The organism is Paraburkholderia tuberum STM678, from assembly GCF_902833905.1.
GTDB lineage: Bacteria > Pseudomonadota > Gammaproteobacteria > Burkholderiales > Burkholderiaceae > Paraburkholderia > Paraburkholderia tuberum.
This window is the reverse complement of sequence record NZ_CADFGP010000027.1, coordinates 39756-59531: the sequence shown is the minus strand read 5'-3', so window position 1 is coordinate 59531 and position 19776 is coordinate 39756. Positions and strand designations below refer to the sequence as shown.

Sequence of the window (19776 nt, the reverse complement as noted above, 5' to 3'; positions counted from 1 at the left end):
CGCCGCGCCGCTCGAAGCAGCCTTAGTGGATGATCGGCGGCAGCGAACCGCTGCTGGCGGTCGCCGGATTGGGCACGGAGCCCATCGGCGCGATATCGCTAACGTTTGCGGACGCGTCCGACGAAGTCCGCACGGGCGGTTTGATCAGATTCGCACGTGAAATCGCGGGCTTCGCCGCGACCTTGTCCACATGCGGACGCGCGGTGTGAGCCGCCGCGAAATCGGCGTGCACGACCTTGCCCTGAGCCGGCCTCGCGTGCGCCAGTTGCACATGTGGCTGCGCGTGCTTCGCGGTCTGCGCGGTCACGGTGGCGTGCGACCGGTTCGGGCCCGACGCCGCGACTTTCGTACCGCCTTTCACGTTCCCGTCCGCCACGGGACGTTTGACGCCGTTCCCATGCGCCGCGAGTTTGCCGCCGTGGGCCGCGCCGGCCGACGCGACATGGGTTGCCGCGTGCCGGGCGCTCGCCGTCTGCCGCGCATGCGCACCAACTTTGGTCTTGATTCCGCCCTTGGCGCCCGCCTTCACTTTCACCGCCTCGGGTTTTTTCCGCGCATGCGCCTGCCGGGTAACGTGTCCGCTCGCGATATGCCCGCTCGCCTCCGGCGGATTCCACACTTCAGCATAACCGGCAGCCAACGCCACCTCCGACACACACCACACGGCCAGCGCCGCTGCTACTGCTCGAACCCGCATCTGCTGCTTCTCCTGATCGACGGCTGCCAAAACGAGCCGGGATTATATTCTCTTGCTAAAATCCACTTTTGGACTAATATCATTAAAAAGTACACATAGGGACCTACCCGCAATGACTCACGCTGCCCGAATTTCCTCGCCCGAGGCATCGCCGCGACAATCGCTTTCGGAACCCACGCTGACGCAGATGTCCGCGGCCGGTCTGCGTGCGTTCTTCAACATCGCGCGCGACTGGGACCTGAGCGCCGACGAGCAGATCGTGCTGCTCGGCAAGCCGGGCCGCTCGACGTTCTTCAAGTGGAGGGCGACGCCCGAGACCGCGCGCCTCAGCCACGACACGCTGGAGCGATTGTCGCTGCTGCTCGGCATCTACAAGGCGCTGCAGATTCTGCTGCCGCAGCCGAGCGCCGCCGACACCTGGGTCAAACGTCCCAACAGCGCGCCGCCGTTCGGCGGCAAACGCGCGCTGGACCGCATGCTGGCGGGCAACATCAGCGATCTCGTGGCCGTGCGCCAGTATCTCGACGCAATGCGAGGCGGCTGGGCGTGACGCAACCGCAATGGCAGGACCGCTGGACCAGCGCAGCGCTCGATTGGTCGCCCGCGTATCGCGTGATTCCGACGCGCTTTCCGGCCATCAACCTGTTCGATCGGGTCGCATCGCCGGAGGATTTCGACGCGCTGTACGCGCTCGAAGCGATGACCAACGACCGTCTGCGCACCGAAATCGGCGAACTCGATCTGGTGCCGCGCGAGGAGCGCCGTTTCGGGCCCGGCTACGGGCCGATCATGGCCGCGCTCACGCATCTGAATCCGCTCGGCAGCCGCTTTTCCGACGGCACCTACGGCGTGTTCTATTGCGCGCGTTCACGCGCGACTGCGATCGCGGAAACACGCTATCACACGGGTCAGTTTCTCCAGGCGACCGCCGAGCCGCCGATGCGTCAACAGATGCGTCTCTACACGGTAGTCGCACAAGGCAGCGTGGTCGACTTGCGTCGCGACCCCGAGTTCGATCCCGCCGTGCTGTCGCCCGACGACTACCTTCCCGGACAGGCGCTCGGGCGCGCGGTACGCGCGGCGGGCGCGCCGGGCATCGTGTATCCGTCGGTGCGCGACAGCGCTGGCGAATGCCTCGCGGCATTCCGCACGATGCTGCTGCGCGACTGCCATCACGCGGCATACCTCGAATACAACTGGAACGGCAGGAGCGTCGATATGGTGTTCGAGTTGAATCAGGTCGGGTGACAGAAGAGCGGCGAAGCAGCGCGGGGACTTCAGCCGTTCAAGGCAAGGCCAATTCCGCCGCCCCTTCCGCGCGCGCGGCCTCGACCGAGATCGACCAACGACGCAACGCCTGCGGCTGCACGATCGTCAACGTGCCGTCCGGCCCGAACGCGCCCGTATCGATGAACACTTGCGAGCCGATCTGCGTGATGTCGCGCACCGGCGTATGGCCGCAATAGGTCAGCGACAGCCCGCGCTGCCGCAGCGGATCGCCGTTGCCCAGCGCGAGCTCGCGACCCCACAGCAATTGCTGGCGCGTTTCGGCCGAATAATTGCCCGCGTCGAGCTCGGCGTCGGAGCCGAAAAATTCGGCGTGCAGAACGTTGAAGCGCGCCTTGCCGCTGCCGATCACGCGCACGAGCGGCAGCGTGCGCAGATGCTCGGCGTAATAGCGCAGACGCTCGTCGGGCACCTCGGCCGCCCACGCGCCGCCGATGCCGTACCACCACTGCCGCCGCAAGCGGCCGTCGGCGACCGCGCACAGCGCGTCCTCGTGATTGCCGAGCACCGCATGGAACCACGGCTTCTCGAGCAGCGCGAGCGCCTGCTCCGAGTGCTCGCCCCGATCGACCAGATCGCCGACCGAAAACAGCCGGTCGCACGTCGGATCGAACGCGATCTGACGCAGCAGGTAGCGCAAAGCGTCGACGCAGCCGTGCAGATCGCCGACCACGAAATCGCGGCCGGCCTCGTTGGCGTCGTGATGCTGAACGAAGTTGGCGGGGGTGGAATTCATTCCACCATGATAATGCGGCCGACGCGCACGCGTATGCGGGGTGCCTATCGTATCCGGACGCTTCATCGAGCAAGAAAGACATCGAACGACGCAAAAATGACGCTGAAACGCCACATTTGCGGTATGCGTTACCGGAAATGCACGTTTGCGCGAGTCACTCCTGGCGCGCGCCCGAGTCGTCCCGCGCGTTATTGCAGCGTGCGCAGCTTCGCCACCTGGTCGGCCGCGATCGTCGCCTGCGGATTGCCGAACTGTTTCGTCACGTAGTTGGTGATCGCCGCGATCTGCTCGTCGTCGAGATGGCCGCCGAACCCGGGCATCAGCACGTCCGCGTGCGCGGTCGTGCGATTTACGCCGTGCAGAATGACCAACGCGAGATTGTTCGCGTCGTTCGCGCCGACCGTCGAGTTGTGGATCAGCGACGGATACGCGCCCGGCGCGCTCGCGCCCACGCCCTGCCCAGTCCAGCCATGACAGGTCGCGCAATTGGCGACGAACAGCTGCGCGCCGTTCACGCCGGTGATCGCGGTGCCGCGCATGGCGGTGACGTCGCTGGCCGGCTTGCCCCATTGATGACGGGGACGCGCGTCGCCGCCGCTCACGGCCGGCACCGAGCGCAAGAACACGACGATCGAGCGCAGATCCACCGGCGTCAGATACTGCGTGCTGTTCGCGACCACTTCGCCCATCGGGCCGGCCGCGTTTGCGCGGCTCGGCGCCGCGCCGGTCGACAGATACGACGTGAGTTCGTCGTCGCGCCAGTCGCCGACGCCGCTCAGCTTGTCCGGCGTGATATTGAACGCATGCCAGCCGGCCTGCACCGCACCGGAGAAACGCGCGCTCGACTTCAGCCCCTGCATGAAATTGCGCGGTGTATGGCATTCCTCGCAATGCGCGAGCCCTTCGACCAGATACGCGCCTCGGTTCCATTCGGGGCTCTGTTTCGGGTCCGGCACGAAGCGCCCCTCGGTGAAGTTGAACAGGTTCCAGAACACCATTAGCCAGCGCTGATTGAACGGGAACTTGAGGCTGTTCGAGGGCGGCGTGTAGTGAATCGGCGCGAGCGTGTTCAGATACGCGCGAATCGCGAGCACGTCCTGTTCGGTCACGCGTGTGTAGGCGGTGTATGGGAACGCCGGATAGAGCCGCTCGCCGCCTTTGCCGATGCCTTCGTGCATCGCGCGCATGAAATCGGCGTCGCTCCATTGGCCGATGCCGGTGTCGGGATCGGGCGTGATGTTCGGCGTCACGATCGTGCCGAACGGTGTGCTGATCGGCAGGCCGCCCGCGAATGGGCGCGACTTGTCCGCCGTATGGCAGGCCGCGCAATCGGCAGCACGGGTCAGGTATTGGCCGCGCTTCACGAGTTCGCCATTCGCGGCCTTGCCGGCGAGCATGGCCGGGCCGCCGACCGAAGCCTGCGCCGCGTCGTCGGCGCGCGCCTGGGTGATCGGCATTTCGTCGGTCGAGTCTGCGTCCGGGCCGTGCGACTCGTGCCACGCTATCGACAGCGCAAGCAGCGAAAACGCGGCCGCGAGCGCCGCGCCGCCGAAGCGGCGGCGCTGGTTGACGTGCATCAGCACAGGGTCCGGCTGCGCGCGACAGGTCTTCTTCGTCATTGTGGCTCTCCGGTCGGCGCTCAGATTTCGCGCTTCAGCTTGTCGCCCAGTTTCAGCGACAGTGCAGCGATCGTCAGCGTGCAGTTCACCGACGCGGCGGTGGGCATCACGCCGCTACTGGCGATGAACAGGTTCGAATGATCGTGCGTGCGGCAGTCCGCGTCGACAACCGAACTCGCCGCATCGCTGCCCATGATCGTCGTGCCCATGATGTGATTGTTGGGCGCGAAGCTGTCGTCGAACGAGACCTCGGTGCCGCCGAATAGCGTCGCGATCTGCGCATACAGTTCGTGCGTATTGGCGGCGCTCTTCTTCACGTACTCGTTGATCGAGTAGTAGATCTCGGGCTGAGGAATCCCGAGCGCGTCCTTGTGATCTGCCGACGGCACGATGCGGTTCTGCGGCTCCGGCAGATGTTCGTGAAAGCTGTTGATGTTCAGCGTGCGCGCCGCGCGGTCGCGAATCTGCCGGTCGAGTTCGGCGCCGGTCAGGCCTTTTTTCAGCAGGTCGGCGGTGACCCCCATCGTCGGCACGCCGTTCGACAAATGCAGCTTCTTCGCCGCGTGATCGGAGCGGAACGCGCCGTCGCGGAAGTTGACGATCGAGGTCATCTCCATCGGGCCACGGCCGGGCCACAGCGGTTCGTTGGCGAGAAACGTGACGCCGGTGCCGGGATGGTCCATCAGGTTGCGGCCCACCTGATCGGAGCTGTTGCCGACGCCGCGCGGGAATTTGTCGGAGGTCGACATCAACATCAGCTTCGGCGTTTCGATGCCGTTCGCCGCGAGCACGAACAGCTTGCCCGTGACGCGTGTGCTATTGCCGTTCGGGTCCTTGTAGTGGACCGCGGTGATGAGCCCTTTGTCGTCCGCTTCGATGCGATGCACGACCGCTTCGGGAATCAGTTTCGCGCCGGCCTGCTCGGCCTTCTCCGCGTGAATCACGCCGTTGTACATCGCCGCGATCGGGCAGATCGGCATGCAGTTGTTGTTGCCGCAGCAGGTGGGCCGCGCATCGTACGGACGGCTGTTGCGCGCGACCGGTTCGGGCACGACCTTGAAGCCCTGCGCGTTGAGCACGTCGCTGAACCGCTGATCCATGTACGACAGTGGCAGCTGCTGCATCGGATAGGGCTTCGAGCGCGGCGAACCGAGATCGATCGAACTATCGGGACCGGACACGCCGAGCTGCACTTCGGCGGCCACGTACCACGGCTCGAGCGTTTCGTACGGATACGGCCAGTCGCGCCCGACGCCATACAGCTTGCGCAACTGGAAGTCCGACGGCAGCAGCCGCCACGCGGCGGCCGCCCAGTGCCAGGTCGTGCCGCCAACCAGCCGCACGTATTGTGAGTTGTACGGATAATCGCCCTTCTGGATCAGGTAGTTGTTCGCGGGCGCGTACTCGGGATGCGGCGCGTAAGGCGTCGACGGATACGGCGTCGCGAAGTCGGACTTGGCCGGCGAGTTGCGGAAGTTCTCGACGATCTGCCAGCGCGGAATGCGCGGCCCCGCTTCGAGCAGGATCACCGACGCGCCCGCCAGCGCCAGCTGATGCGCAACCAGACTGCCGGCGACGCCGGAGCCGACCACGACGATATCGGCGGATTGTGTGTTTGCCATCGTTTCTCTCTTCGATGCCCTGCCTGTTGCGGGCTTTGTTCGTGCGACGCTTGCGGGTCCGGCGTGCTGGTTGCGCTGCTGGCGTGGCCCGCTCGCGGGCTCGCGCGGCTCGCGCGGCTCACGCGGGCGTCGGCTTCTGCGTCCAGTAGAACGGCACGTCGCGGCAATAGGAGGGAATCGTGAGCACGTCTTGCACGGGCTCGAACATCAGCGCCTTTTCATACGCGATCACCTGGACGTGCGGCATGTCGCCGACGAGGCCCAGATACCACGCGCGCATGATCGCGCCGACCGTTTTCGCGAGCGCGGGCTGGTCGGTCTGCAGCGCCTGTGTGACCGTATCGGACGGCACGCCGCCGTGGCCTTGCAGCCATGTGTTCAGCGCCGCGACGTTCTGCGCGAACTGGTTATCGGCACGCGCCAGCGCATCGTAGACACGTTGGCCAAGCACGGTATCGAAACTGCTACGACCGGTGAGGTGTTGCGAAACCGCGAGGAAGGCATCGAGTCCGCCCCCGGCTGGCCGCGTATCGGCGAAGGCGGGCGCGATCCACGACAGCGAACGGCTCGCGCCGGCGAACGCGAGCGCCGCGGCCGTCGCGCACGAGCCGAGCACCCAGGCCCTGCGCGAAGCGGAAAACGACGGCGGCAAGCCGGTGAAACGTGTGGCATTGCGATAAGACTTCGCTCCTTGCCGATGCGTCACGTGGGGATGCGCATCGTTATCCTCAGGAACATCTGTCATGGGGGCTCCAGATGATGAGTCGTTCTCGACGAGCAGCGCGGCGAGGGCATGATGCCGTTCGCCTGCCGCTTCGTTTGCTCCTCCCCAAACCTGGTCTTACGCCGCTTCAGCGGTCTCGTATCCGTGCGCGTAATTCACGCGCGCCGCATGTGCGGTGTTGCATGCATGACCGCAACGATTGCTGCCGTCATCTACCAATCGCCTTTCAACTGAAAGCGGCGCGCAAGGCCGCCGCGAAAGACTATAGCCTGTGACCCACCATTCGACAATCGGTCCGCGTTGCACGCGTAGAATCCGCGACACCGACTGCCCTACACTTCGTCGTTCATCGAGTCCATGTCCATCAACTACTATCCGCAGCTTCTTCGCAATCGGCCCCGCACGGTGATCGGCCTCGTGATCGGGATCGTCGTCGCGTTCCTCGTGCCCGGTCATACGAGTCCGATCGCCCGCACACTGATCGGCTGGGACGCGGCCATCTGGAGCTACCTGCTGATGATCTGGGTGCATATGGCTCTTGCCGACGAGCACCGCGTGCGCGAATACGCGATGCGCGACGACGAAAACGCGGGCGTCGTGCTGGTCGTCATCTGCGTCGCGACGATCGCGAGCGTCGCCGCGATCGTGCTCGAACTCGCGTCGGCCAAGGGCGCGGGCGGCGCAACGACCGTCTGGCACTACCTGCTGACCGGTCTGACGCTGATCGGCGCATGGTTTCTGATTCCGACGATCTTCACGCTGCACTACGCGCGCCTCTACTTCGACACGGACGCGCAAGAGACCGCGTTGAAGTTTCCCGATCACCATTTGCTGCCGAACTACTGGGACTTCCTGTACTACTCGTTCACGATCGCGGTCGCGTCGCAGACTTCCGATGTCGTGTTGCGCTCACGCGAAATTCGCCGCGCGACGCTCGCCCAATCGGTCCTGTCGTTCTACTTCAACGTCGCGGTGCTCGGCCTGTGCGTGAACATCGCGGCGGGACTGCTGGGTTCGTGACACGGCCGCTGCGCGGCGTTCGGATGAATTTCATGCGAATGCCACGCGCGTGCCACATGGCTGCCACGCGAGCGGCACCCAGGCTTCACGCGTCCGCTTGAACCGCATTCCGGGCAACGCGGGGCCGCCCGTGTAAAACCGGCCCCACACCACCCCGTTTTACATGCCGGCCAGCCGCGGCGTGCGTAACAATGCCCGCATTTTTGCGCGCGCTCCGTGCGCGCGCGCACCTTCGGCACCCGCCATCTCACCGTAACCTCCCCGTTTCCGCGCTAGCGCGGTGCCCGGCTGCCCGCGTTGGCACACGGTTTGCTCCTTTCCGCGACGAGTGACGACCAGTCCCGCGAGACCGGCGTCTGGCGTCAAAGCACCCGCGACTGGCCAGCGGCGCGACGATCTTTGCACTACATTGACCAGTACGTGCCCCCGCTGACGCATCGCGCGGTATCCGGCTCGGGAAGCCCAATGAGCGCTGTGATCGCATGCCAAGTGCATCCACACCGCAGCAGGACAATTCTGGAAACGACCGATGGAATCTCCAAACGGGTACGCGCCGCGGATTTACTTTTTTCATTCTCTTCTCGTCGGGCCCCTCGATGCCTGGCCCGCGCAGTTCGCTCATGCGGCCGGGCTCGGCTTCGATCATGCGTTGATCGGCGGGCTGTTCGAGCCCGGCCAGGCCGGCCATGGCCAGGTGGTCGGCAATCACGCTCGGCTGCATCCGGTGTTCGAGGCGCAGCATTCGGTGCACGACGCCGTGCGCATGCTCGCCGATGCCGCGCGCCGCAACAACCTGACGCTGCTGGTCGATCTCGTGATCGACCGCATGGCCGCGGACGGCGTGCTGTACAGCGAGCATTCGGACTGGTTTCACGCGCGTGAGTCCGAGCTCGCACGGCTCGATCCGCGCCACGTGCATCGCGAAGACAACGTTGCCTACGCGAATTTCGACGACCCCGCGACGAGTGCCTCGCTGAGCGTCTGGTGGACCCAGCAACTGCTCGCGCTCGCCGAGGCCGGTGTCGGCGGCTTCCGTTTCGATTCGCCGCATCGCGTGCCGGCTGCCGTATGGCGGCACCTCGGCGATGAAGTGCGCGCGAAGCATCCGCGCGTGCGCTTTCTCGCGGCAACGCCGGGCCTGTCGCGCGGCGATCTGCCCGGTCTCGAAGCAGCCGGCTTCGACAGCGCGTTTTCGTCGGTGCGCTGGTGGGATTTCCGTTCGAGCTGGATGGCCGAGGAGCATGCGGCGCTCGCGCGCGTTGGTGCGCCGATCGCCTTTCCCGAAGCGCCGTACGGTACCCGCCTCGCCGCCGAGCTGATCGACGTGCATGATGCGGCGATCGTCGAGCGGGCGTATCGACGCGCGCTGTTCACGTCGGTTGCATTGGGCAGCGGCTGGATGATGCCGATGGGCTTCGAATACGGCATCGCCGAACCGATGTCGCAAACGCGCGGCGACGCCGCGCAGTTCGCCCGCGCCGCGCAGTCGCGCCGCTTCGATCTGAGCGCCGCCGTCACCCAGGCCAACGACTTCGCGCGCAACACGCCGACACTGCACGCGAACGGTGAATTGCGCCCATTGAGCGGCCCCGGCGCATCGGCCGCGGTTCTGCTGCGCGGCGACGCAGCCGATCTGCGCGACGCCAGCGAAGCAGTCCTGATCGTCGTGAATCCCGAACTCGGCGCGCCAGTGCGTGTCGATCCCGCGCGCTTCCTCGCGGGCGTGCCGGGCAGCTTTACGCGCTTCGCGCCGCTCGACGCGCGCGGCCGAACCGAACCCGCGGCACTCGCGCCGTTCGCGCTCGCGCCCGGTGCGGTGCGGCTGCTGCGCGCGTTCGCGGAACAGCCGATCTGCCTCGCGCCGCCGATCGACAAGGCGAACAGCAAGCGCAGCGGCCGCAAGACAGTGCTCGACGCGATCGAAGCGCCGCGCGTCGCGATCGAGAGCGTGTCGCCGTCGGTGGAGAACGGTCGCTTCGCGGCCAAGCGCAGCGTCGGCGAGCGGGCGGAAATTCGCGCGGCGATCTTCGCCGAAGGTCACGACAAGATCGCGGCTGCCGTGCTGTGGCGCGCGGCCGACGAAACCGCGTGGCACGAAGAACTGATGTCGCCCGCGCCGCCGGCCGGGCTCGACTTGTGGAGCGCGCGCATTCCGCTCGAGCGGATCGGCCGCTACGAGTTCACCGTGATCGCGTGGCGCGACGAGTTCGCGTCGCTCGTCGAGCACATCCAGAAGAAGCTGAAGGCGAACCAGACCGTCGAGATAGAACTCGACGAAGCCGCGCATCTGTTCGCGCTCGTGCTCGCCGAAGTCGAGACGACCGAAGGCGCCGACAAGGAGCCGCTCGAACACATCGTGCGCGACTTCCAGAAGGCCGACGCCGAACAGAAGCTCGCAGTGATTCTCGCGCCCGCCACAGCGAAGGCAATGACCGCCGCGCGCCATCGCCCGTTTCTGAGCCGCGACCCCGTGATCTACAAGATCGACGCGGAACGCACGGCCGCCTATTTCGCGAGCTGGTACGAGATCTTCCCGCGCTCGATGAGCGACGACGAGTCGCGCCACGGCACGTTCGCGGACGTGAGCGCGAAGCTGCCGCGCATCCGCGACATGGGCTTCGACGTGCTGTACTTCCCGCCGATCCACCCGATCGGCCTCGCGAACCGCAAAGGCCGCAACAACACGCTGACCACGCAGCCGGGCGATGTGGGCAGTCCCTATGCGATCGGCGCCGCCGAGGGCGGTCACACCGCCGTGCATCCGCAACTCGGCACGCTCGACGATTTCAAGGCGATGCTCGCCGCCGCGCATGCGCATGGCCTCGAGATCGCGCTCGACTTCGCGATCCAGTGCTCGCCCGATCACCCGTGGCTGAAGGAGCATCCGACGTGGTTCGCGTGGCGCCCTGACGGCACGCTGCGCTACGCCGAGAATCCGCCGAAGAAGTATCAGGACATCGTCAACCCGGACTTCTACGCGCACGACGCCAAGCCCGGCCTGTGGCTCGCATTGCGCGACGTGATCCTGTTCTGGGTCGACGCGGGCGTGCGCATCTTCCGCGTCGACAATCCGCACACCAAGCCGCTGCCGTTCTGGGAATGGATGATCGCCGACGTGCGTGCGCGCCACCCCGACACGATCTTTCTCGCCGAAGCCTTCACGCGGCCGCGCATGATGAACCGGCTCGGCAAAATCGGCTTCTCGCAGTCGTACACGTACTTCACGTGGCGCGAGTCGAAGCGCGATTTCACCGAGTACATGGGCGAACTCACGCAGACCGGCGCGCGCGATTTCTATCGGCCGAACTTCTTCGTCAATACGCCGGACATCAACCCGCGCCATCTGCAATCGCAGGGACGCACGGGCTTTCTGATCCGCGCGGCGCTGGCCGCGACCCTGGCCGGCCTGTGGGGCGCGTATAGCGGCTTCGAACTGTGCGAGGCCACCGCGCTGCCGAACAGCGAAGAGTATCTGGACTCCGAAAAGTATCAGTTGCGGGCGTGGGACTGGCACCGGCCCGGCAATATCGTCGGCGAGATCACCGCACTGAACCGCATCCGTCGCGCGAATCCGGCGCTGCAAACGCATCTCGGTCTCACGTTCCTCGCCGCGCACAACGACCACATCCTGTGCTTCGAGAAAGCGACCGAATCGCGCGACAACGTGATCGTCGTCGCGATCAATCTCGATCCGTTCAACGAACAGGGCGCGGACATCGAGTTGTCGTGGGACACGTTCCAGCGCTGGCATCTACACGATCACGCCACGCTCGAAGTGATCGACCAGATGACCGGCGCACGCTTCGAATGGCACGGACGCTGGCAACACGTGCGGCTCGGCTCGGGCCAACCCTTCTCGATCTGGCGAATCGCGCCGCTAGGCGGCCTGCCCGCCGATCGCCCCGAGGACAGCGACCACGATCCCGACAGCGCTCCTCACGCAGACGCTGTCAACCCAACCTGGATGGAAGGTGGAACATGAAGCGCGACGATCCAGCCCAAACCGCGCACGAGGCGCAAACGGCGGTGGCCGTCGGCACCGCGGCGAAGGTACGCACGCGCCGCCGCGGCAAACCCGCGGCCCTCAGCGACGATCCGCTGTGGTACAAGGACGCGATCATCTATCAGGTGCACATCAAGTCGTTCTTCGATGGGAACAACGACGGCGTCGGCGATTTCCCCGGTCTGATGGCCAAGCTCGACTACATCGCCGAGCTCGGCGTCAACGCGATCTGGCTGCTGCCGTTCTATCCGTCGCCACGCCGCGACGACGGCTACGACATCGCCGACTACCGCAACGTACATCCCGACTATGGTCAGCTCGCGGACGTGCGGCGCTTCATTCAGGAAGCGCACGCGCGCGGCATCCGCGTGATCACCGAGCTCGTCATCAACCACACGTCGGATCAGCACCCGTGGTTCCAGCGCGCGCGGCGCGCGAAGCCCGGCTCGAACTATCGCAACTACTACGTGTGGTCCGATACCGATCAGAAGTACCCGGAGACTCGCATCATCTTCATCGACTCGGAGCCGTCGAACTGGACGCACGATCCGGTTGCGGGCGCGTACTACTGGCACCGCTTCTACTCGCACCAGCCCGATCTGAACTTCGACAATCCGGCGGTGTTGAAAGAGGTGCTGCACGTGATGCGTTTCTGGCTCGACATGGGCATCGACGGGCTGCGGCTCGATGCGGTGCCATACCTCGTCGAACGTGAAGGCACCAACAACGAGAACCTGCCTGAGACGCACGAGATCCTGAAGCGGATTCGCGCGACCATCGACGCCGAGTACCCGAACCGGATGCTGCTCGCCGAGGCGAACCAGTGGCCCGAGGACGTGAAGGAGTATTTCGGCAACGAAGACGAATGCCATATGGCATTCCACTTCCCGCTGATGCCGCGCATCTACATGTCGATCGCGAGCGAAGACCGCTTCCCGATCACCGACATCATGAAGCAGACACCGGAACTCCCCGAATCGAACCAGTGGGCGATCTTCCTGCGCAATCACGACGAGCTGACGCTCGAAATGGTCACCGATTCCGAGCGTGACTATTTGTGGAACACCTATGCGAGCGATCGCCGCGCACGTTTGAATCTCGGCATTCGCCGCCGTCTCGCGCCGCTGATGGAGCGCGACCGCCGCCGCATCGAGCTGATCAACTCGCTGCTGCTGTCGATGCCCGGCACGCCGGTCATCTACTACGGCGACGAACTCGGCATGGGCGACAACATCCACCTCGGCGACCGCGACGGTGTGCGCACGCCGATGCAGTGGTCGTCGGATCGCAACGGCGGCTTCTCGCGCGCCGACCCTGAGCAACTGGTGCTGCCGCCCGTGATGGGTACGCTGTACGGCTTCGACGCGGTCAACGTCGAAGCGCAGAGCCGCGACCCGCATTCGCTGCTGAACTGGACCCGCCGCATGCTTGCGACGCGGCGCGCGAAGCAGACCTTCGGACGCGGCACGATCCGCTTTTTGAAGCCTGAAAACCGCAAGATTCTCGCGTATCTGCGCGAGATGCCCGGCGCGGCGCCGATCCTGTGCGTCGCGAATCTGTCGCGTGCGCCGCAGGCGGTCGAGCTCGAGCTGTCAGAATTCAAAGGCTTCGTGCCGATCGAGATGACCGCCGATTCGGTGTTCCCCGCGATCGGCCAGTTGACCTATCTGCTGACGTTCCCGCCCTACGGCTTCCTGTGGTTCATGCTGTGCGAAGGCGGCGGGCGTCCGACATGGGCGCAGGCGCATTCCGAGCCGCTGCCCGAGTTCGTCACGATCGTGATCCGCGAAGGACAGTCCGGGCCGACACCCGAAAACGTGCGGCTGCTGGAATCCGAGGTGCTGCCGTCGTGGCTGAGCCGGCGCCGCTGGTTCGCGTCGAAAGATCAGAAGATGCACGCGGTGCGGCTCGCCGCGCTGACCACGATCCCGAACGGCGGCTTCGCGTTCACTGAAATCGAAGCAGACGTCGGCAACCACACCGAGCGCTACGTTGTGCCGATCGCGATCACATGGGGCGGCGAAACCACCACGCCGCTGTTTCTGCAACTGGCGCTTGCACGCGTGCGGCGGGGCCGCAACGTCGGCCATCTTACCGACGCGTTCTCGCTGCCGATCTTCGCGCACAACGTGCTGCGCAAGATGCGCGAGCGCGCGGTCGTGCCGACCGTGCAGAAAAGCGAGATCAAGTTCCTGCCGACTGAGCGCTTCGCCGAACTCGACGCTCTCGGGGAGCGGCCCGAGATTCGCTGGCTCGCGGCCGAACAGAGCAACAGCTCGCTGATCGTCGCCGATGCCGCGGTGCTGAAGCTGGTGCGACGGCTCGTCAGCGGCATCCATCCGGAAGCGGAAATCAGCCGCTATCTGACGCAGCTCGGCTATGCGAACACCGCACCGCTGTATGGCGAAGTGGTGCGCGTCGATCCCGAGGGTGTGCCGCATACGCTGGCGATCCTGCAGGGCTTTATCGACAATCAGGGCGATGCGTGGAACTGGTCGCTCGACTATCTGCGCCGCTCGGTCGACGAACTCGCGATCGCGATTGACACCGAGACGCAGAGCGTACCCGATCGCACGAACGAGTCGATTCTGCTGGACGGTTACGGCGAACTCGCGGGCATCATCGGCCGCCGGCTCGGCGAGTTGCACGTCGCGCTCGCCACGCCGAGCGACGACCCCGCGTTCGCGCCGGAACCGGCCAACGCCAAACAGGTGAAGGCATGGGTCGAGGCGGCGCAGACGATGCTCGCGGCCGCGCTCGATCTGCTCGCGCCGCGCATCGCGGACATGAGCGACGCGGACACGAAGGGGCTTGCGCAAAGTCTGATCGATCGCCGCGCCGCGCTCGTCGAGGCCGTCGACAAGCTGGTGCCGGGCGACGCGGGCGCGTTGCGCATCCGCATCCATGGCGACTTCCATCTCGGCCAGGTACTGGTCGCGCACGGCGACGCGTACCTGATCGACTTCGAGGGCGAGCCCGCGCGTTCGCTCGACGAGCGTCGCCAGAAATCGAGCCCGTTGCGCGACGTGGCCGGTCTGATGCGCTCGCTCTCGTATGCGAGCGCAGCCGCGCAATCGACCACCGAAGGCGCGCCGCAACAGACCGCCGATCGCAAGCGCGCGCTGTTCGAACGCTTCCGCGCGCACGCGACTGGCGCGTTCCTCGCGGAATATCGCGCGGCCGCCGCGCAGTCGCCGACGCCGCTCGTCGCGCCCGAATCCGAGGAGGCGCTGCTCGATCTGTTCCTGATCGAGAAGGCCGCCTACGAAATCCGCTACGAAGCGGCCAACCGACCCGCGTGGCTCGGCTTGCCGGTGCGCGGCCTCGCGGCGCTCGTGAGCCGGCTGCTCGGCGACACCGGCAGGCCGCCGCACCACGATCCGTCAACCCAGGCGCCTGGCGCGGCCACGCCGCCTAACCCGGCCGAGGGCGACTATGAGTGAGCATGATCCGGCCGCAGGCCTTCAACCCGTCGATATCGACGCGCTCGTCGAAGCGCGTCACCCCGATCCGTTTTCGCAGCTCGGGCTGCATCAGACGGACGCGGGGCCGATCGTGCGCGCGCTGCTGCCGAACGCCGCGCACGTCACCGTGATTTCGCGCGCTGATGGCGCGACGCTCGGCGAACTCGAACAACTGCGCCCTGGCCTGTTCGCGGGCCGCATCACGTCGGCGATGCCGTATCGCTTGCGCATCGACTGGCATGGTGTGGTGCAGGAAGTGGAGGATACCTATTCGTTTGCTCCGGTGCTCGGCGGCGAGCCGCTCGAACGTCTCGCGCGCGGCGATCCGTACGCGGTGCTCGAATGTCTGGGCGCGCGGCCGGTCGACGTCGACGGTGTGCCGGGCGTGCGCTTTGCGGTGTGGGCGCCGAATGCGCGGCGCGTGTCGGTGGTCGGCGACTTCAATGCGTGGGACGGCCGCCGCCATCCGATGCGGCTGCGTCACCAGGCGGGCGTGTGGGAGCTGTTCGTGCCGCGTGTCGGCGCCGGCACGCGCTACAAGTACGAGCTGCTGTCGCGCGACGGCCATCCGCTGCCGCTGAAGGCCGACCCGTGCGCGATGCAGACGGAAAAGCCGCCGGGCACCGCATCGATCGTCGCACACGTCGACGAGATCGAGCAGTTTCCGTGGAGCGATCACGAGTGGATCCAGTCGCGCGCCGACAAGCAGACCGCGCGCACGCCGATCACGATCTACGAAGTGCACGCGGAGTCGTGGCTGCGCGTCGCCGAGGAAGGCCAGCGTGGTCTCGTCTGGGAAGAGCTCGCCGAGCGGCTGATTCCCTACGCGAAGAGCATGGGCTTCACGCACCTCGAATTTCTGCCGATCGCCGAGCATCCGTTCGGCGGTTCGTGGGGCTATCAGCCGCTCGGGCAGTTCGCGCCGTCCGCGCGCTTCGGCAAGCCCGAGCAGTTCGCGCATTTCGTCGATCGCGCGCACGAAGCAGGGCTCGGCGTGATTCTCGACTGGGTGCCCGCGCATTTCCCGAACGACGCGCATGGCCTGATCGATTTCGACGGCACGCCGCTCTACGAGCATGCCGATCCGCGCGAAGGCTATCACCAGGACTGGAACACGATGATCTATAACCTCGGCCGCAACGAGGTCAGCGCGTTCCTGATCGCGTCGGGGCTCGCGTGGTTGAAGCGCTATCACGTCGACGGCCTGCGCGTCGATGCGGTCGCGTCGATGCTGTATCGCGACTACTCCCGTGCGGCCGGCGAGTGGGTGCCGAACATCTATGGCGGCCGCGAGAATCTCGAATCGATCGCGTTCCTGAAGCGGTTGAATCACGAGGTCCGCTATGTGCCGGGCGCGCCCGGCGCGATCACGGTCGCCGAGGAATCGACCGCATGGCCGGGCGTGACCGCGCGCCTCGCGGACGGCGGCCTCGGCTTCGACTTCAAGTGGAACATGGGCTGGATGCACGACACCCTGCACTACATGCACGAAGACCCGATGTATCGCCAGTATCACCACCACAACATGACGTTCGGCATGGTGTACGCATATTCCGAGCACTTCGTGCTGCCGCTTTCGCACGACGAGGTGGTGCACGGCAAGGGCTCGCTGCTCGGCAAGATGCCCGGCGACCGCTGGCAGCGTTTCGCTAATCTGCGCGCGTACTTCGGTTTCATGTGGACGCACCCGGGCAAGAAGCTGCTGTTCATGGGCGGCGAATTCGGCCAGATGGCGGAGTTCGACCATGACGGCTCGCCGCATTGGCATCTTCTCGACGATTCGAACCACCACGGCGTGCAATTACTGGTGCGCGACCTGAACCATCTGTATCGCAACGAGCCCGCGCTGCATCTGCTCGACAGCGAACCGGGCGGCTTCGAATGGTTGATCGGCGACGACAGCGGCAACAGCGTGTTCGCCTATCGGCGCACCGACGGCGCGGGCCAGGAGTTCGTCGTGGTGTGCAACATGACGCCGGTGCCGCGGCTCGGCTATCGGCTGGGCATGCCGCGCGGCGGACGCTGGGTGGAAGTGCTGAATACCGATGCAGGCGTGTATGGCGGCTCGAACATGGGCAACGGCGGGCTGATTCATTCCGACCATGTATCGAGCCACGGCAGGCCACATTCCGCCGCGCTGATCTTGCCCCCGCTCGCGACGATCGTATTGCGCGCGGACTGAGAAAACGTGCCGTAACCCGGGCGCGCGGCGCACAGGCAGCCGCCGCGCGCCCGTTGCATGAAGACCCAGTCAGACCCGAGCTCCAGCTCGACAATCAGAACAGGAAAGGGAAATCATGTCGCATGCGTTGCCCGAGCGGTTGCTGCCCGGCTCGCCGTATCCGCTCGGCGCGAACTGGGATGGGCTGGGTGTCAACTTCGCGGTGTTCTCGGCCAATGCGCAGAAAATCGAGCTATGCCTGTTCGATTCAACCGGCCGCAAGGAGATTCGCCGCTTCACCATGCCCGAATGCACCGACGAGATCTGGCACGGCTATCTGCCGAACGCGCATCCGGGCACCGCGTACGGCTTTCGCGCGCATGGGCCGTATCAGCCGCATTTCGGGCATCGTTTCAATCCGCACAAGCTGCTGCTCGACCCGTATGCGCGCAAGCTCGTCGGGCAGTTTCGCTGGTCCGACGCGCTGTTCGGCTATCGCGTGCATTCGAATCGCGCGGACCTTTCGATCGACCGGCGCGATTCCGCGCCCGCGATGCCCAAGTGCGTCGTGATCGACGAGGCGTTCGACTCGTCGCACGACAGGCGGCCCGACGTGCCGTGGGGCGGGACCGTGATCTACGAAACGCACTTGCGCGGCGCGTCGATGCTGCGCTCCGATCTGCGCCAGCATGAACGCGGCACGTTCGCGGCGCTCGCGTCGCCGGAGTTCATCGAGCATTTGCTGAAGCTCGGCGTGACCGCGGTCGAGCTGCTGCCCGTGCACGCGTTTCTGAACGACCGCTTCCTCGTGGAGCGCGGCCTGCGCAATTACTGGGGCTACAACACGGCGGCGTTCTTCGCGCCGGAGCCGACCTATCTGAGCACGCACCGGCTCGACGAAATGCGCATCGCCGTGCGCCAGCTGCACGCGGCCGGCATCGAGGTGATTCTCGACGTGGTCTACAACCACACTTGCGAAAGCAATGAGATGGGCCCGACCATTTCATGGCGCGGCCTCGACAATGCCAGCTATTACCGGCTGATTCCCGGCGACGAGCGTCACCATATCAACGACACGGGCTGCGGCAACACGGTCAATCTGCCGCATCCGCGCGTGCTGCAGATGGTGATGGATTCACTGCGCTACTGGTCGACCGCGTTCAATATCGACGGCTTCCGTTTCGATCTCGGCGTGACGCTCGGGCGCGAAAGCCACGGCTTCGATCCTGGCTCGGGCCTGTTCGACGCGTTGCGCCAGGACCCGGTGCTATCGCAACGCAAGCTGATTTCCGAGCCATGGGATCTCGGCCCTGGCGGCTATCAGCTCGGCAATCATCCGCCGGGATTCAGCGAATGGAACGACCGTTTCCGTGACACGGTGCGACGTTTCTGGCGTGGCGATGCCGGCCTGCGGCCCGACCTCGCCGCGCGCCTGACCGGGTCGGCCGATCTGTTCAACCGGCGGCATCGCAAGCCGTGGGCGTCGATCAACTTCGTCACGTCGCATGACGGCTTCACCTTGGCCGATGTCACCGCGTACGAGCAGAAGCACAACGAAGCCAACCTGGAAGACAACAACGACGGCCACAACGAGAATTGCAGCCGCAATTGGGGTCTCGAAGGCGCGACCGACGACCCCGCGATCCTCGCGACCCGCCGTCGGGTGTCGCGCTCGCTGATCGCGACACTGATGATCGCGCTCGGCACGCCGATGCTGCTGGCCGGCGACGAAGCGCTGCGCACGCAGCGCGGCAACAACAATGCGTACTGTCAGGATAACGACCTATCCTGGATCGACTGGGACCTCGCGGATTCGCCGGAAGGTCAGCGCATGACCGAGTTCGTCGCGCGCGTGATCGGGTTGCGCAAGCGTCATCCGCTGCTACGTGAAACGCGCTTTCTGTTCGGCGACCGCGAAGTGCTGCCCGGCCTGTTCGACGTCGGCTGGTTCGACGAACACGGCGATCCGCTGACGATCGAAGCGTGGCAGGACCCGGAGGGACGCGCGTTCACGTTGCGTCGCGCGGGTCCGGGCCTGAATGGCGAAACCGAAGTATTGTTAATGATGCTCAACGCTCACGAGGAACCGCTGCAGTTCGCGCCTCCCGCGCCGCACCTGGAATGGCATGTGCTGTTAGACACGGCCGATCCGGAACGCGCGCCGCAGCGGCTCGCGACGGCCGAACTCGAGGTCGCCGCGCACGGCCTCGTGATACTCGCCGCGCAACCGACCGGTGAAGCGGATTGGCAAGCCGGCTGGGTGGCTGGCGCGCAGCACGGGCCGCGGCTGTTGACCGCGCTGCCGCCCGATCCGGGCGCGCAGACCGCAAACGATGTTGGTTCGCAATGAACGATGCACTGCGGCGACCTCGTTCGAGCGTGGACAAATCGCGCCGCAGCCGGGGTGGCAAGAATGTTGCGACGCAATGCCTGCTTGCGTTGC

General features: G+C 65.8%; 12 protein-coding genes. 7 read left to right on the top strand and 5 right to left on the bottom strand.

What is annotated here, in order from left to right; translation table 11 throughout:
- Positions 1-22: 22 nt before the first annotated feature.
- Positions 23-697 (bottom strand): hypothetical protein, encoded by a 675-nt coding sequence (locus HWY30_RS22990; RefSeq protein WP_090810354.1) that lies wholly within the window; start codon positions 695-697, stop codon positions 23-25.
- A 187-nt stretch (positions 698-884) separates the two neighbouring features.
- Here HWY30_RS22990 and HWY30_RS22985 point away from each other — a divergent pair, with 187 nt between their 5' ends.
- Positions 885-1247: an MbcA/ParS/Xre antitoxin family protein gene (locus HWY30_RS22985; RefSeq protein ID WP_018424156.1), complete on the top strand. Its 363-nt coding sequence runs from the start codon at positions 885-887 to the stop codon at positions 1245-1247.
- Positions 1244-1945, top strand: a complete 702-nt coding sequence (locus HWY30_RS22980) for an RES family NAD+ phosphorylase (protein ID WP_090808353.1) — start codon at positions 1244-1246, stop codon at positions 1943-1945. Before HWY30_RS22985 ends, HWY30_RS22980 begins: the two co-directional genes overlap by 4 nt.
- Positions 1946-1982: 37 nt before the next feature.
- On the opposite strand, the gene HWY30_RS22975 is transcribed toward HWY30_RS22980, so the two are convergent.
- The 4 genes from HWY30_RS22975 to HWY30_RS22960 all read right to left on the bottom strand — a co-directional run bounded on the left by HWY30_RS22975 (position 1983) and on the right by HWY30_RS22960 (position 6706).
- Positions 1983-2720 carry a metallophosphoesterase gene (locus tag HWY30_RS22975; protein ID WP_341809939.1) on the bottom strand — a complete coding sequence of 246 codons (738 nt, stop codon included), beginning with the start codon at positions 2718-2720 and terminating at the stop codon, positions 1983-1985.
- 188 nt (positions 2721-2908) lie between these two features.
- Positions 2909-4339 (bottom strand): cytochrome c, encoded by a 1431-nt coding sequence (locus HWY30_RS22970; RefSeq protein ID WP_090808349.1) that lies wholly within the window; start codon positions 4337-4339, stop codon positions 2909-2911.
- A gap of 20 nt (positions 4340-4359) precedes the next feature.
- Positions 4360-5961 carry a GMC family oxidoreductase gene (locus HWY30_RS22965; RefSeq protein ID WP_090808346.1) on the bottom strand — a complete coding sequence of 534 codons (1602 nt, stop codon included), beginning with the start codon at positions 5959-5961 and terminating at the stop codon, positions 4360-4362.
- 118 nt (positions 5962-6079) lie between these two features.
- Positions 6080-6706 carry a sugar dehydrogenase complex small subunit gene (locus tag HWY30_RS22960; RefSeq protein WP_090808344.1) on the bottom strand — a complete coding sequence of 209 codons (627 nt, stop codon included), beginning with the start codon at positions 6704-6706 and terminating at the stop codon, positions 6080-6082.
- Positions 6707-7042: 336 nt separating this feature from the next.
- Between HWY30_RS22960 and HWY30_RS22955 the strand changes: the two genes are divergently transcribed.
- The 5 genes from HWY30_RS22955 to glgX all read left to right on the top strand — a co-directional run bounded on the left by HWY30_RS22955 (position 7043) and on the right by glgX (position 19683).
- Positions 7043-7705, top strand: a complete 663-nt coding sequence (locus HWY30_RS22955; protein WP_090808342.1) for a DUF1345 domain-containing protein — start codon at positions 7043-7045, stop codon at positions 7703-7705.
- A 529-nt stretch (positions 7706-8234) separates the two neighbouring features.
- Positions 8235-11687, top strand: coding sequence for a maltotransferase domain-containing protein (locus tag HWY30_RS22950; RefSeq protein ID WP_090808339.1), 3453 nt, complete (start codon positions 8235-8237; stop codon positions 11685-11687).
- A complete protein-coding gene (treS, locus tag HWY30_RS22945) occupies positions 11684-15151 on the top strand; it encodes a maltose alpha-D-glucosyltransferase (RefSeq protein WP_090808337.1) in 3468 nt (1155 codons plus the stop codon). The genes HWY30_RS22950 and treS overlap by 4 nt, the downstream gene beginning before the upstream one ends.
- Complete coding sequence (glgB, locus tag HWY30_RS22940) at positions 15144-17354, top strand: 1,4-alpha-glucan branching protein GlgB (protein ID WP_090808335.1); 2211 nt, start codon at positions 15144-15146, stop codon at positions 17352-17354. The genes treS and glgB overlap by 8 nt, the downstream gene beginning before the upstream one ends.
- A gap of 115 nt (positions 17355-17469) precedes the next feature.
- Positions 17470-19683, top strand: a complete 2214-nt coding sequence (glgX, locus tag HWY30_RS22935; protein WP_090808333.1) for a glycogen debranching protein GlgX — start codon at positions 17470-17472, stop codon at positions 19681-19683.
- Positions 19684-19776: the final 93 nt, after the last annotated feature.

Coding starts and splice junctions, on each gene's coding strand:
- HWY30_RS22990 (WP_090810354.1), bottom strand. CDS start 697: ATGCGGGTTCGAGCAGTAGCAGCGGCGCTGGCCGTGTGGTGTGTGTCG.
- HWY30_RS22985 (WP_018424156.1), top strand. CDS start 885: ATGTCCGCGGCCGGTCTGCGTGCGTTCTTCAACATCGCGCGCGACTGG.
- HWY30_RS22975 (WP_341809939.1), bottom strand. CDS start 2,720: ATGAATTCCACCCCCGCCAACTTCGTTCAGCATCACGACGCCAACGAG.
- HWY30_RS22970 (WP_090808349.1), bottom strand. CDS start 4,339: ATGACGAAGAAGACCTGTCGCGCGCAGCCGGACCCTGTGCTGATGCAC.
- HWY30_RS22965 (WP_090808346.1), bottom strand. CDS start 5,961: ATGGCAAACACACAATCCGCCGATATCGTCGTGGTCGGCTCCGGCGTC.
- HWY30_RS22960 (WP_090808344.1), bottom strand. CDS start 6,706: ATGACAGATGTTCCTGAGGATAACGATGCGCATCCCCACGTGACGCAT.
- HWY30_RS22955 (WP_090808342.1), top strand. CDS start 7,043: ATGTCCATCAACTACTATCCGCAGCTTCTTCGCAATCGGCCCCGCACG.
- HWY30_RS22950 (WP_090808339.1), top strand. CDS start 8,235: ATGGAATCTCCAAACGGGTACGCGCCGCGGATTTACTTTTTTCATTCT.
- treS (WP_090808337.1), top strand. CDS start 11,684: ATGAAGCGCGACGATCCAGCCCAAACCGCGCACGAGGCGCAAACGGCG.
- glgB (WP_090808335.1), top strand. CDS start 15,144: ATGAGTGAGCATGATCCGGCCGCAGGCCTTCAACCCGTCGATATCGAC.
- glgX (WP_090808333.1), top strand. CDS start 17,470: ATGTCGCATGCGTTGCCCGAGCGGTTGCTGCCCGGCTCGCCGTATCCG.